Source organism: Pedobacter nutrimenti (assembly GCF_032678445.1).
In the GTDB taxonomy this organism is placed as follows: domain Bacteria; phylum Bacteroidota; class Bacteroidia; order Sphingobacteriales; family Sphingobacteriaceae; genus Pedobacter; species Pedobacter nutrimenti_A.
In genome coordinates this window covers 18022-32356 of record NZ_JAVTSQ010000017.1, presented here as the reverse complement: position 1 = coordinate 32356, position 14335 = coordinate 18022, and the positions used below count along the sequence as shown (strand labels likewise).

11 protein-coding genes are annotated in these 14335 nt (G+C 40.9%); 10 read left to right on the top strand and 1 reads right to left on the bottom strand.

Annotated features, from left to right (window positions below; genetic code table 11):
* Positions 1 to 160 precede the first annotated feature (160 nt).
* The 10 genes from R2S08_RS25440 (at position 161) to R2S08_RS25395 (ending at position 13310) form a co-directional block, all read left to right on the top strand.
* Positions 161 to 808 carry a DsbA family oxidoreductase gene (locus R2S08_RS25440; protein WP_316837761.1) on the top strand — a complete coding sequence of 216 codons (648 nt, stop codon included), beginning with the start codon at positions 161 to 163 and terminating at the stop codon, positions 806 to 808.
* Between the two features lie 67 nt (positions 809 to 875).
* Complete coding sequence (locus R2S08_RS25435) at positions 876 to 3575, top strand: alpha-L-rhamnosidase (protein WP_316837760.1); 2700 nt, start codon at positions 876 to 878, stop codon at positions 3573 to 3575.
* 16 nt (positions 3576 to 3591) lie between these two features.
* Positions 3592 to 4626 (top strand): substrate-binding domain-containing protein, encoded by a 1035-nt coding sequence (locus R2S08_RS25430; RefSeq protein WP_316837759.1) that lies wholly within the window; start codon positions 3592 to 3594, stop codon positions 4624 to 4626.
* 105 nt (positions 4627 to 4731) lie between these two features.
* A complete protein-coding gene (gene rhaT / locus R2S08_RS25425) occupies positions 4732 to 5811 on the top strand; it encodes an L-rhamnose/proton symporter RhaT (RefSeq protein ID WP_316837758.1) in 1080 nt (359 codons plus the stop codon).
* A gap of 34 nt (positions 5812 to 5845) precedes the next feature.
* Entirely contained in the window at positions 5846 to 7966 is a 2121-nt protein-coding gene (locus R2S08_RS25420) for a bifunctional aldolase/short-chain dehydrogenase (protein WP_316837757.1), read from the top strand.
* A gap of 33 nt (positions 7967 to 7999) precedes the next feature.
* The gene (locus R2S08_RS25415; protein WP_316837756.1) at positions 8000 to 9274 is read left to right on the top strand and encodes a TIM barrel protein; all 1275 of its coding nucleotides are present in this window, start codon (positions 8000 to 8002) and stop codon (positions 9272 to 9274) included.
* 2 nt (positions 9275 to 9276) lie between these two features.
* Positions 9277 to 10686 (top strand): FGGY-family carbohydrate kinase, encoded by a 1410-nt coding sequence (locus R2S08_RS25410; RefSeq protein WP_316837755.1) that lies wholly within the window; start codon positions 9277 to 9279, stop codon positions 10684 to 10686.
* A 97-nt stretch (positions 10687 to 10783) separates the two neighbouring features.
* Positions 10784 to 11497, top strand: a complete 714-nt coding sequence (locus R2S08_RS25405; RefSeq protein ID WP_316837754.1) for a DUF4397 domain-containing protein — start codon at positions 10784 to 10786, stop codon at positions 11495 to 11497.
* Positions 11498 to 11614: 117 nt separating this feature from the next.
* Positions 11615 to 12190 carry an RNA polymerase sigma factor gene (locus R2S08_RS25400; protein ID WP_316837753.1) on the top strand — a complete coding sequence of 192 codons (576 nt, stop codon included), beginning with the start codon at positions 11615 to 11617 and terminating at the stop codon, positions 12188 to 12190.
* Positions 12177 to 13310 (top strand): hypothetical protein, encoded by a 1134-nt coding sequence (locus R2S08_RS25395; RefSeq protein WP_316837752.1) that lies wholly within the window; start codon positions 12177 to 12179, stop codon positions 13308 to 13310. The genes R2S08_RS25400 and R2S08_RS25395 overlap by 14 nt, the downstream gene beginning before the upstream one ends.
* Positions 13311 to 13376: 66 nt before the next feature.
* Here the strand turns inward: R2S08_RS25395 and R2S08_RS25390 are convergent, their stop codons facing one another.
* Complete coding sequence (locus tag R2S08_RS25390) at positions 13377 to 14267, bottom strand: alpha/beta hydrolase (RefSeq protein WP_316837751.1); 891 nt, start codon at positions 14265 to 14267, stop codon at positions 13377 to 13379.
* Positions 14268 to 14335 lie beyond the last annotated feature (68 nt).

The following is a 14335-nucleotide window of genomic DNA, read 5'->3' as shown; positions in this document are numbered from 1 at the left end:
TGGACTTACTATAGTCGAACTTCCTCCGTGTGAATTAACAAAGGTATTGATTTGACTTTGGAAGGTCTGTCTCTTTCAGTTAAAATAGAGAGAGTGACCTATTCAAATTGTAATTGCTAATTTTATGCTGAATTTGTAATATACACACATGGAAAATACAATGAAAGTAGAAATATGGAGCGATGTAATGTGCCCATTCTGCTATATAGGCAAAAGGAAGTTCGAAGCAGCATTGGAACAGTTCCCAGATAAAGATAAAGTACAATTGATTTGGAAAAGTTTCCAGCTTGCGCCAGAACTGGTTACACAACCGGATAAAAGTTTGCATCAGTTTTTGTCGGAACATAAAGGAATTAGTCTTGAGCAGGCAAAGGGTATGAATGATCATGTCAGCCAGTTGGCTAAACAGGTAGGACTAGTTTATAATTTTGACGCTTCAATTGTGGCAAATTCATTTAATGCGCATCGGTTTACTCATTTTGCAAAACAATATGGTAAGCAGAATGAAGCGGAAGAATCTCTGTTCCGGTCTTATTTTACCGATGGAAAAAATATCGATGATTATCCCACTCTTATTCAATTGGGATCTGAAATTGGACTTGATCCGGTCGCACTAAAGGCAGCATTAGAGAATGGGAGTTATGCAGATGAGGTGAGGATTGATATTTATGAAGCACAGCAAGTTGGTGTACGTGGTGTGCCATTTTTTGTATTCAATAGAAAATATGCTGTCTCAGGGGCACAGGAAACCCCGGTATTTCTGGAAACCCTGCAAAATTCATACGCAGAGTGGCAGGAACAGGAATAACAGGACAGTACAGGTTGCTAATCTCGGAATAGAGGTTTATTATTGCAATTTACCTCTTAAAACCAATATGAACCTTTCTAAGCTAGATATGAAGCCTGTTTTCCAGAATGTTCTGCTTTCTTGTTTTTTAACACTTGGTTTAAGTGCACAGGCAGATACCGTTCCAAACAGAACCTCGGCTATACGCCTTCAATGCGAACATTTAACCAGTCCGTTGGGTATAGATGTACTGCATCCGCGACTTTCCTGGATGATTTCTGATGGCAGACAAGGTGCAAAACAAACGGCTTACCGTATTTTGGTGAGCGAAGATTCCCTGGATGTGGTAAAAAAAAGAGGTGCTTCCTGGGATTCCGGAAAAAGTACGACAAGTGCTTCATTAATTTCTTATCGTGGAGCTGTATTAAAACCTTTTACCAAATACTTTTGGGGGATTGAGGTATGGGACCAGGATGGTAAGCCTGGAAATTTCTCCAAGGTATCGAGTTTCGAAACCGGTATGATGAAGATGGAAAACTGGAAGGGGAGCTGGATCAGTGACGGAGACGACATCAATAAGCGTGAAGCGCCTTATTTCAGAACTATATTCCAATCTTCGAAAAAGATCAAATCTGCCAGGGCTTATATCGCGATAGCTGGATTATATGAACTGTATTTAAATGGAAAAAAGGTTGGAGACCATAGACTGGATCCAATGTATACTCGCTTTGATAAGCGGAACCTGTATGTTTCTTACGACGTAACCGCTCAAGTTCAAGAGGGAAAGAACGCAATTGGTGTGTTGCTGGGCAATGGCTGGTACAACCATCAATCTATAGCCGTATGGAATTTTGATAAGGCACCATGGCGGGCAAGACCTGCTTTTTGCATGGATTTAAGAATTACATATGCCGATGGAACCTCAGAAGTGATTACTTCAGGAAAAGACTGGAAAACCAGCTCTGGTCCAATTGTACTGAACAATATTTATACTGCAGAGCATTATGATGCGCGGCTTGAACAGCCCAATTGGAATACTGTAAATTTTGATGATGCGAAATGGACAAAGGTATTTTTACGCAAAGCACCTTCAGGTCAGGTGGTGAGTCAGGCTATGCAGCCTATCCGTAATGTGGAAGAAATTCCGGCCAGATCGGTGAAAAAATTCAATGATACCACCTATGTTTTTGATCTGGGCAGAAATATATCGGGGGTAAGTAAGATTAAGGTTAATGGCGAAGCCGGAACTATAATCCGGATAAAACATGGGGAACGTTTATATGAAAACGGAAGGGTAGACCTTTCTAATATCGATGTATATTACAGGCCTAAAGACAATACAGATCCTTTTCAAACAGATATTGTTACTTTATCTGGCAAAGGGCCACTTGAGTTCATGCCTAAATTTAATTACAAAGGCTTTCAATACGTAGAAGTAACCAGTAGTAAACCAATAAACTTAACTAAGGAGAGTATTACCGGTTATTTTATGCACAGTGATGTTGCAGCTACAGGAAAAATCAGTTCTTCTAACCCCTTGATAGATCGTTTATGGTGGGCAACGAATAATTCTTATTTGTCTAACCTGATGGGCTATCCAACAGACTGTCCGCAAAGAGAGAAGAATGGCTGGACAGGTGATGGGCATTTTGCCGTGGAGACTGGTTTATTTAATTTCGACGGGATTACGGTTTATGAGAAATGGCTGGCAGACCACCGCGACGAGCAGCGCCCGGATGGCGTACTTCCTGATATTATTCCAACCGGAGGCTGGGGCTATGGTACAGCCAACGGTACAGACTGGACCAGTACCATTGCCATTATTCCATGGAATATTTATCTTTTTTATGGCGATAGTAAATTGCTCGAAGATTCTTATGCGAGTATTAAAAAGTATGTTGATTATATTGAAAAGATCAGCCCATCAGGATTAACCACTTTTGGAAGAGGAGACTGGGTACCGGTTAAATCACCTTCTTCATTGGAGTACACTTCCTCTGTTTATTATTATGTAGATGCTGTTATTTTAGCGAAGGCAGCAAAAATGTTTGGTAAACAGGCTGATTACAGTGCTTATACTAACCTTGCCGAGAAAATTAAAAAGGCCATTAACGATAAATATTTCAACCGGGAAAAATGTACCTATGCCTCAGGCGTGCAAACTGAACTGAGCATGGCACTTCAATGGGGTATTGTTCCTGACGAATTTAAAACTAAACTGGCCGAACAGCTTGCAAAGAAGGTGGCTGCTGATGGGATGCACCTGGATGTTGGCGTGCTCGGGGCTAAAGCCATTTTAAATGCATTGAGTGACAATGGACAGGCAGAAACTGCCTACAAGCTTGCTGCTCAGGATACTTATCCTTCCTGGGGTTGGTGGATTGTAAATGGAGCTACTACCCTTTATGAAAACTGGGATATTAAAGCAGCAAGGGATATTTCTTTAAACCATATGATGTTTGGAGAAATAGGGGGCTGGTTTTTTAAAGGCCTGGGCGGTATCCATCCGGATGAGCAACATCCTGGGTTTAAGAATGTATTGCTGCGGCCCAATTTTGTTTCAGGACTGGAACATTTTGAGTCTGAACATGACGGACCTTTCGGTAAGATTGTTTCTTCCTGGAAAAGATCAGGCCAATCGGTTATCTATACCGTTAACATTCCAGCCAATTCCAGCGCTACCGTTATTTTTCCATTAGCTGGCGGTAAAAAGGCCTATAGAAATGATCAGATAGTGGCCGATCAGCTGGAAATTACAGCAGGTAAGTATCAGTTCCAAATTAAATAACTAAATTGTTTAAGAAATGATGGCTGAACCTTTTTTTGATTTTGTACATATTGATGAGTATTCTGCTACACCAAAATACTTGCAGCTTTCTGACGCGATCATCAATGCGATTGAGCTGGGCAATATTAAAAAGGACAATTTGCTTCCATCTATCAATGAACTAAGTTATAAACTCGAGATCTCGAGAGATACAGCAGAAAAAGGATACAGGTACCTGAAAAAAATAGGCGTTATTAATTCTGTTCCAGGTAAGGGATATTATATTTCCAACGTAGATTTTAAACTGAAGATTAAGATATTTCTATTGTTTAATAAACTGAGTGCACATAAAAAAATTGTTTACGATGCTTTTATTGCTGCATTAGGCGATGATGTGTCTGTGGATTTTTATATCTACAATAATGACTTTATGCTTTTTAAGAAGTTTCTTTCTCAGAAGAAAATGGGCGAGTATTCTCATTATGTGATCATTCCTCATTTCATAGAGGGTGGCGAATATGCAAAGGAGGTTATCAATACGATCCCAAAAGAAAAACTGATCTTGATGGATAAGTTTATTCCAGGGGTTGATGGGACCTTTGGTGCAGTTTATGAGAATTTTGAACAGAATATCTATGACGCACTGGAACAGGCTTTAACCGATTTGAGTAAATACCACACCTTAAAAATCATATTTCCTGCAAAAAGTTATTTTCCAAAAGAAATTCTGGATGGATTTCATCGTTTTTGTCAGCAATACGCATTTTCTCATTACGTAGTCAGCAATATTGAGCAGGAACCTATCAATGAAGGAGAAGTGTTCATCAATTTGATGGAAAATGATCTTGTGCAGTTGCTGGAACGTATTCTTGAGATGGGGTATCAGATCGGTTCTGATGTGGGTGTTATTTCTTACAATGAAACGCCTCTGAAGAAAATACTGCTTAATGGGATTACCACCATATCTACCGATTTCAGATTCATGGGATCTGCCGCTGCACGAATGATACTGGACAAATCCAGGGCCCATGTTGAAGTGCCTTTTAAATTTACTAAACGGGCTTCTATTTAGCCGATCCAATGCCGGTTTATGCATTAGCATGATGGTACATGACAGTTGAATAAAACAACTTGCATAAATTAGGACTTTATACTATTAACCATTTATAAATCCTTTATGCAGGTAATTTTCGGCGTTATTTTCCATTTTATAGGAGGCTTTGCTTCCGGTAGTTTCTATATACCCTATAAAAAAGTAAAAGGATGGGCGTGGGAAAGTTACTGGATTGTTGGAGGTCTGTGTTCCTGGCTGATTGTGCCGCCACTGGCTGCCTGGTTAACCATTCCTGGTTTTATGGACATTATTGTTCAAACCAACGGCAAAATTTTATTACTGACTTATTTCTTTGGTCTATTATGGGGAATAGGAGGGCTGACTTATGGACTTGGCGTACGTTATCTCGGTATATCTCTTGGAAGTACCATTATTTTGGGCTTGTGTTCAGTATTTGGCGCGTTGGTACCCTCTTTATACTATGACTTTAATCCAACTCCGGGTAAAAACAGCTTATCAGATATGGCAAGCAGCCCATGGGGGCAAATGGTATTGACAGGCCTGGTGATCTGTGTAATTGGGATTGTTGTTTGTGGTCTGGCCGGAAGTATGAAAGAAAAAGATCTGGTGGCCTCAGGCAAAGGAGATCCATCGAACAAGGACTATAAAATCGGAATAGGGTTGATCGTTTCTATAATATCAGGTATCCTGAGTGCCTGTTTCGCATTTGGTATTGATGCCGGTAAGGACATGGCTGGCCATGCCAATGAGGCCTGGAAGGCATTAAATCCCGGACAAGGAGAATTCCTGTTCCAGAACAATGTAACCTATGTGGTCATTTTATGGGGCGGGCTAACCACCAATCTGTTCTGGTGTATGGTGCTCAATAAGCGCAATAAAACCTTTGGTGATTACACCAATAAAAAGGCACCACTACTTAAAAACTATATTTTTTCCGCGCTTGCAGGTACCACCTGGTTTTTACAGTTCTTTTTCTACGGAATGGGAGAAAGTAAATTAGGTAATGGGGCCAGCGGCTGGATTTTGCATATGGCCTGTATCATTTTGGTGGCCAATGGCTGGGGGCTGGTTCTTAAAGAATGGAGCGGGGTAAAAAGAAAGACTTTTGTAACTGTATTGGCTGGAGTAACCATCCTGATCTTATCTGTTTTTATTGTAGGATACGGCAACTCTATCAAATAAATGAAATCACCAAAATCAATGAATAATAATTATTATGACTGCTAAAGCAACTGAATTTAAACATGTAAGCTATTTGTGGGACGATGCGAAGGCCGCTGAAATGGTTGGCGATGAGGTTGCATTGTTAATCTACCGTTCTAACTTATTGGGCGCAGATTTGCGCTTAACAAATTACGGCGGAGGGAATACCTCCTGCAAAGCAATGGCTGTTGATCCCCTTACCAGACAAGAAACAGAGGTGATGTGGGTTAAAGGCTCAGGAGGAGATATTGGGACATTGAAAAAAAATGGGCTTGCGGCGCTGTATGTAGACCGTTTAAGGAATTTAAAGAACATTTACAGAGGGCTTCAGCATGAAGATGAAATGGTAGAATTGTTTAACCATTGTATTTATGACCTGAATTCTAAAGCACCCTCTATAGATACACCTTTACATGGTTTTCTGCCTTTCAAACATATTGATCACTTGCATCCGGATGCAGCCATAGCGATAGCAGCGGCAAAGGATGGGGAACAAATTACCAAAGAATTGTTTGGAGGTAAAATAGGATGGGTACCATGGCAAAAACCCGGTTTTGAACTGGGCTTGATGCTGCGTCAGTGTTTGGACGAAAATCCAGGGATTCGTGGCATTATGCTCGGTTCTCATGGTTTGTTTACCTGGGGAGATACCGCATATGAAAGTTATATCAATACATTGGAGGTCGTAGAGAAATGTGCTGAGTATCTGGAACAGAACTATGGTAAAAAAGGACCGGTATTTGGTGGGCAAAAGATTCCGGCTGCAGATCCTGAGCTCAGATTACAGCAAGCTGCTGCTATTGCACCAGTTTTAAGAGGTTTTTGCTCTAGTGAAAAGCATATGGCCGGCCATTTTACAGACGACGCCAGGGTGCTGGAGTTTATCAATTCCAATGATCTGGACAGACTGGCACCCTTGGGTACGAGTTGTCCTGACCACTTTTTACGGACCAAGATCAGTCCCCTGGTTCTTAAGCTGGACGCTGCAGCTGATTTAAGTGATGTTAAAGCTTTAAAAGAAAAGCTGGCACCAGAGTTTAAAGCTTACAGGGAAATGTACAAGGCCTATTATGAATCTTGCAAACATGACAACAGTCCAGCCATACGGGATGCCAATCCGGTGATTATCTTATATCCTGGAATAGGTCTGTTCTCCTTCTCTAAAGATAAGCAAACGGCCAGGGTAGCTGCAGAATTTTACATCAATGCCATCAATGTAATGAAGGGGGCAGAGGCCGTTTCTGAGTACACTTCACTGCCCAGACAGGAAGCTTTCAATATAGAATATTGGCTCCTGGAAGAAGCTAAATTGCAGCGGATGCCTAAACCTAAAGCCTTATCTGGAAAAATTGCTTTAATTACAGGCAGTGCCGGGGGAATTGGTAAGGCGATAGCGCATAAGTTTATTGAAGAAGGCGCTTGCGTAGTGATTAATGACAATGATGCCAGCAGGTTAGAAAAAGCCAATGAAAGTTTTCATCAGGAATTTGGGAGGGATGCATTTACTTCAGTAATTTTGGATGTAACGAAAGCAGATAGTATCAATAATGCTTTCAAAAGGGCCTGCCTGGAATTTGGCGGGGTGGATATTGTTGTAAATTGTGCAGGAATATCTATTTCGAAACCTATTGAAGAGCATACGGAACAAGATTGGGATCTTCTATATGATATTTTGGTTAAGGGGCAGTTTTTAGTCACCAAATTTGGAGTAGAAGTGATGCGCAAGCAGGATATTGGTGGTGATGTACTGAATATAGTGAGTAAAAATGCCCTGGTTTCCGGGCCAAATAATGCCGGCTATGGTTCTGCAAAGGCTGCTCAACTGCATTTAAGCCGGTTAAATGCGGCTGAATTAGGCGCTGATCATATTCGGGTCAATACCGTTAATCCAGACGCAGTGATCTCTGACAGCAAGATTTGGGAAGGTGCCTGGGCAGAGGGAAGAGCCAAAGCTTATGGCATTTCTGTAGCTGAACTGCCTGCTTTTTATGCAAAACGGACGCTATTAAATGAAGTGATTTTGCCTGAAGATATTTCTAATGCTTGTTTTGCATTTGTAAGTGGCTTAATGAATAAATCAACAGGTAATGTGTTAAATGTAGATGGAGGCGTTGCCAATGCTTTTGTTCGTTAATAAACAGATAAATAGTAACCAAAATATAAACTGATGAATTTAGAAAACTATCATATAGAGGAATATAACCAGGAAAGTTTATCTGCTCATAAGAGAAAACTAGAGTCTGTTGGCTCAGATATTCCAAATGTCGAAGCGATCATAGAAAAGCTGATCTCTTTTCAAATTGGAATTCCGAGCTGGGCTTTAGGAACGGGTGGTACCCGTTTTGGTCGTTTTTCTTCGGGGGGTGAGCCCAGGAATATTGAAGAAAAAATAGAAGACATAGGTCTGCTTCATCAACTAAACGCTTCAAGTGGCGCGATCTCTTTGCATATTCCCTGGGATACTACAGATAACGTAAGCGCGATCAAAAATCTTGCAGCACAGCAGGGTTTGCGTTTTGACGCCATGAACTCGAATACTTTTCAGGATCAGCCCGGACAGCAGAACAGTTATAAATTTGGCTCTTTACAGCATGTTGACCCTGCGGTGAGAAAAACGGCGATTGAGCATAATATAGAAGTGATCCGACAGGGTGTTGAATTAGGTTCAAAAGCCTTAACCATTTGGTTAGCCGATGGTTCATGCTTTCCCGGACAGCTTAATTTCAGAAAAGCATTTCAAAATACACTTGAAAGTTTGCAGGAAATTTATGCGGCTTTGCCAAGCGACTGGAAGGTATTTATAGAGTATAAAGCTTTTGAACCTAATTTTTATTCTACTACCGTTGGCGATTGGGGGCAGTCTTTATTGTTTGCAAATAAGCTGGGTTCAAAGGCCTTTACGTTGGTTGATCTTGGACATCATTTGCCTAATGCCAACATCGAACAGATTGTTGCTTTATTACTTATGGAAGGAAAACTGGGTGGTTTCCATTTCAACGATTCCAAATATGGAGATGATGACTTAACTGCGGGCAGTATGAAGCCTTACCAGTTGTTCCTGATCTTTAATGAGCTGGTAGAAGGAATGGATGCCAGAGGAATGGACCATGAGGATGATCTGGGCTGGATGATTGATGCATCTCATAACGTTAAGGATCCGCTTGAAGATCTCCTGCAATCTGTAGAGGCCATTATGATTGCCTACGCACAAGCCTTATCTGTAGATCGCAAAGCATTGCAGGAGGCACAAGCTGTTAATGACGTGGTCCGCTGCCAGGAAATCCTGCAACATGCTTTCAGAACTGATGTTCGTTCACTGGTTGCTGAGGCAAGGTTACGCTCAGGGGCTGCTTTGGCACCATTAGAAGTATTCAGAAAATTGAATGTCAGACAGGAACTGATTAAAAACCGTGGAACTAAAACGGTAGCAACGGGACTTTAGGTATGGGGTCGGAAATCAAAAAAGTACCTGTTATAGCGGTCTTTGATGTTGGGAAAACAAACAAAAAGCTGTTTCTCTTTGATGAGCACTATAAGATTGTTTTTGAGAGAACAGCGAGATTTATAGAGACTTCTGATGAGGACGGGGATCCCTGTGAGAACCTGGAAAGTCTAAGACTTTCTGTTTTTGATTCCCTGACGGAGGTTTTTAGAAATCCAGCATTTGAGATCAAAGCCATTAATTTTGCAACTTACGGGGCGAGTTTCGTTTATATTGATGCCAATGGTAAGCCATTGGCACCATTGTACAACTATCTTAAGAGGTATCCGGAGGATTTGAAGACACAGTTTTACAATACCTACGGTGGGATGGAAGCTTTTTCCAATCGAACAGCCTCTCCGGTTTTGGGAAGTTTAAACTCAGGAATGCAACTTTACCGCATGAAGTATCAAAAACCGGAAGTGTTTGAGCAGATTAAATATGCCCTTCATTTGCCCCAATACTTAAGCTACCTGATTTCCGGTAAGGCTTATTCTGATATTACGAGTATCGGTTGCCACACCAATTTATGGGATTTTACAAAAAATGAATACCATGAATGGGTTAGAAAAGAGCATATAGCAGATAAACTGGCGCCTATTGTGCCTTCGAGCAGTGTAATGCCTGCTGCTTTTCCCGGGAGCAGTTGTGCCGTAGGGACTGGGCTACATGACAGTTCAGCTGCCCTGGTACCTTACCTGGTTAATTTCCACGAACCTTTTATTTTATTGTCAACAGGTACCTGGTGCATTAGTTTTAATCCCTTTAATGCAGCGCCGCTAACTGCAGAGGAATTGGAAAATGACTGTTTGTGTTATTTGCAGTATGAAGGTAAGCCGGTGAAGGCTTCCAGGCTATTTGCGGGCTATGAACACGAGCAGCAACTTAAACGAATTGCAGCTCATTTTGGAGCAGATAGTATTTCTTTCAGGTCGATGAGTTATGATCCACAGGTCATGGAAAGATTGTTACTGATGGAGCAGAAGGTGGATACTTTGCCAGAAGAAAAGACCTCCGGCCTTAAAGTTTCCGCATTTGGCAAACGAAATCTTAATGATTATGAATCGGCTGCAGTTGCTTATCATCAGCTGATGTCAGATCTGGTTCATGAACAGGTTATTTCTACCCGCAGGGTGCTTACGGATACCCAGGTAAAGCGGATTTTTGTAGACGGAGGCTTTAGTAAAAATACATTATTTATGAATTTACTGGCCAGAGCACTTCCGGATATGGAAGTTTTTGCGGCACACATGGCCCAGGCTACTGCCGTAGGTGCGGCATTGGCTATCCATAAGTCATGGAACTCCAGACCTTTGCCAAATAACATTATAGATCTGAAATATTATGCTGTAATCAATCCGCATACGGTCTAAGAATAAATCTGGAAGCACCTGTTGCGTTCCTGATCAAATGCAAGTTTAAGTGTATAGAAATTAAAATCATTTAATCTATTCACTTAAACTTTTAAAAATGAAAAGTAAAAATTACGCGGTAGCTTTAGCAAAAAAAGGAACGATACTATTATGCTCTGCGCTTCTATTGGCGGCATGTAAAAAAGACAAAGCTACAGATCCCCCTGCAGTAAAACCTGCAAAAATTGCTTTGGTGGTTTCTTCACCTGGCGCCCCTGAACTTTCTTTTTTTGCAAATGGTACTAAAGTAACCACATCAAAGGCACTAAATTATAATACTGTCATTGACTATATGGACCTGAAACCAGGAACAGGGGAATTCAGTTTTAAAAAGAAAGATGCCACAGATGTACTTGCAAAAATCAACTATACTGCAAAAACCGGAGTTTCGTATACACTTCTGGTTGGAGATAAATCTCCTAAGGCAGCTGTTGTCTTGGTTGAAGATGATCTTTCTGCTCCTGCGACAGATAAAGCAAAGGTGCGTTTCGTGAATTTATCTCCTGAAGCTACGGTGCTTGACCTATACGTTGCAGGAAAGACGGAGGCTGCATTGAACAAAAAAGCATTCAAAGAAGCTTCATCTTATGTTAATATAGATCCTGCAGCGGAACTTAAATTTGAGATTAAAGAAAACGGAAAGACGGATGTTCTGGCCACCCTGGACAAATTTAAGGTTGAAAAAGGAAAAATCTATACTGTTTGGGTAAGAGGCTTAAAAGATGCTACTGATGCCACCAAACTGGGGATCGAAGTGATGACAAACAAGTAAGCTATTAAGAATGGGGCAGGGCCTGCTGTGTCTCAAACAGCAAGTCCTGTTCTATTCTCTTTGATGATCTGATCCCTTTAAAAAGATGACACTAAAATCTGCACTATGCTGAGGCCGATGAAAAGCAATTTCGGACTTGCAGAAATCCTGTCTGGATTCAGCAAAAATAGTAATTCATCCAAAGAGAAGATTTACAAGATGTTTTATGGATATATAATGGCTGTAATTGTAAGGTATACTTCAAACATCCATGATTCCGAAGAACTTGTGAATGACAGTTTCATCAAGATATTCAGATATATAGAGTCTTTCAAACCACCAGAAAGACCAGAAGAACTGGAAAAGGCTTTTAAAGGCTGGATGGCCAAAATTGCCTCAAGAATCGCGATTGATTTTATAAAAAAGCCCAGAATTGATATTTTGGAAAATGAATTTAGTGACTTGCACCATCCTCTGACTTTTCCAGAAGAGATGTTAAAATTGAATGTGACCGATCTGATGAATCTGCTGAACCATTTGCCCGAAATACAAAGACTCATCTTTAATCTTTATGAAATAGAGGGGTTTTCGCACCAGGAGATTTCAAAAATGCTGAACATCAAAGAGAACATTTGCCGGGTCTATCTGAACAGGGCAAAACTCAAATTAAGAACCTTGTACCAAATTAATATGGAACCCAATGGCACATACTGAAGAAGAATTTTTGACACATGTTAAAGAAATTTTCCAGCAGGAGGAATTTCCTTATCAGCCCGGTGCCTGGGAAAATTTTCAACAGCAGCATCGTAAAAAGAAAAATGCGGCATGGATAGGGTGGACAACGCAGGCCGCAATTTTTATCTTATTCTTTTTTGCTCTTTTTTATTGGAAAGAACCTCCGTATTTGAAGAAAAAACACGCGCAATCTCCATCTGTAGCTGCAATAAAAGTGGAAAAAAAGCTATTGCCTGAGCATTTGGAGGTGAGTAGAAGTAAAATGCTGCCAGTTCAGACGAAAATAGTGCAACAAAGAACAGAAGATGTTCAAATGACTTCCAGTGAAATGATTTCTCCTCAACGAGATTCCAGGGATTCCTGGCCATCCAAAGATTCCTGTAGAAATGCTTTCAGGACTCCTCCTGCGGCTACTCGCCGATATTCAAAACCCGCAGAAAAAAATAATCCATTTGTTGCTTTGAAAGAGGATAGCCCTGCAGAACATCATGATATACAAAAATGGAAATACAACGCGTTGGTATCCAATAGTTACAGTAATTCAGGAAAGATGAGACTGGGTGTTGGCGGAGGATTGGAGTATGCTTTGAATGCCAGATTTTCTATCACGTCCGGACTTTCCCTGAGTCAGCTTTCTGCTTTAAATAAGCTGGAAAAGGATCCGCCGGATGTTCCGGGAAAGACGCTTACTTCTGTGCAAACTTCCATTTCTGGACTAGATGTACCCATAGATTTCAAATACAGCTTGAGTTCTCATACCTATGTGAGTATTGGTGTATCTGTTACAGGTGTGCTGAGAAAATCTCAGGTCCTGGCTTATGAGGAGAAAAAATTTGTTGATGTATTGGTATCCGGAGAGGATGGGCCAGGTTTCGAAAGTAAACTGATGTCTTCAACAGAAACGGTTCCCGTTGCGTCAGATGAGCTTCCGCAACAAAACTATCTTGGTTTTTATAATCTGTCTTACGGCTTTAGCCAAAAGATCAGTAAAAAGCAACATTTGGTTATCGAGCCTTTTATTAAGATTCCGATGAGGTCCTATTCGAATCTAAAGACCAATTTGACTTCCGGAGGGATCAGGCTTAAGCTGGAGTTTTAGATAGTCGGGGTCACACGAAATAAAAAAATATTTGTAAGGCAGGATGACAACCAATTTAACTAAGCGTCACTTTAAAATATTGATTAGTTGGTCAAAAACATCTCGCGCTTCGGGCATGTTCAGAAAAATCCAGGCATGGTACATTTTGTAGTATTCATGGTAATCAATATGGACGTTTTTAGATTCTGCTAAAGCCACCAGTTTCCGCGCATCGGCAAGCAGGATTTCATTTGTACCGATCAACAAATGCATGGGAGCCAAACCCTCCAAAGTACCATTTATCGGACTTATCATGTAATTGTTCAGATCGTCACCTTTTGCATATGCCTTAGCCGACAATTTCAAACCTTTAACACTCAAATAGGGATCTTTTCCATCAAGCGCAGTAATTTCGGGATTTTGCAATGTGGCATCAAGCCAGGGTGACAGCAGAATAATTTGTGCAGGCTGCTCCTGTCCCATATTTTTAAGGTATTGTGCAAATGAAAGTGTGAGCCCACCTCCCGCTGAAAAGCCTATTAAAACCAGATTTTTACTTCCAATATCATGGAGCAATTCTTTATACAAAGGGACAAGCATATCATAAACATCCTGATAACCGTATTCAGGTGCCAGTGGATAGTCCGGCACGATTATTCCGTAATCGGTATGCTGGACTATCCTGTTTAGAAACGGCCAATCATAGGTGCTGATATTATGGACAAAAGCCCCGCCATGCAGGTATAAAAGATATTTTTCTGGTTTTCTGCCTTTTTTTTGCAGTTGCCAAACAGTTCTCTTTGTTGTATTGTCTCGATAGAAGATATCGCATCCCATAATAACCTTTTGAGGCATTGCGGCTGCTTTTTGGCTCCCGTTCCACTCCCCCCTTTGAAATTCCTTTTCAAGACTGCCCTTTATCCCTTTCAACCGGATTGCCACCCTATAAAATTTGCTGCTGAAACTTGTTCTTTCCATTGTGTTTGATTTAGCAAAACATTTGACCAGAACACTATTTATAATCTAAAACTTGCGGTCATCTTATT

Coding starts and splice junctions, on each gene's coding strand:
- R2S08_RS25410 (WP_316837755.1), top strand. CDS start 9,277: ATGGGGTCGGAAATCAAAAAAGTACCTGTTATAGCGGTCTTTGATGTT.
- R2S08_RS25440 (WP_316837761.1), top strand. CDS start 161: ATGAAAGTAGAAATATGGAGCGATGTAATGTGCCCATTCTGCTATATA.
- R2S08_RS25430 (WP_316837759.1), top strand. CDS start 3,592: ATGATGGCTGAACCTTTTTTTGATTTTGTACATATTGATGAGTATTCT.
- R2S08_RS25395 (WP_316837752.1), top strand. CDS start 12,177: ATGGCACATACTGAAGAAGAATTTTTGACACATGTTAAAGAAATTTTC.
- R2S08_RS25400 (WP_316837753.1), top strand. CDS start 11,615: ATGAAAAGCAATTTCGGACTTGCAGAAATCCTGTCTGGATTCAGCAAA.
- rhaT (WP_316837758.1), top strand. CDS start 4,732: ATGCAGGTAATTTTCGGCGTTATTTTCCATTTTATAGGAGGCTTTGCT.
- R2S08_RS25415 (WP_316837756.1), top strand. CDS start 8,000: ATGAATTTAGAAAACTATCATATAGAGGAATATAACCAGGAAAGTTTA.
- R2S08_RS25390 (WP_316837751.1), bottom strand. CDS start 14,267: ATGGAAAGAACAAGTTTCAGCAGCAAATTTTATAGGGTGGCAATCCGG.
- R2S08_RS25435 (WP_316837760.1), top strand. CDS start 876: ATGAACCTTTCTAAGCTAGATATGAAGCCTGTTTTCCAGAATGTTCTG.
- R2S08_RS25420 (WP_316837757.1), top strand. CDS start 5,846: ATGACTGCTAAAGCAACTGAATTTAAACATGTAAGCTATTTGTGGGAC.
- R2S08_RS25405 (WP_316837754.1), top strand. CDS start 10,784: ATGAAAAGTAAAAATTACGCGGTAGCTTTAGCAAAAAAAGGAACGATA.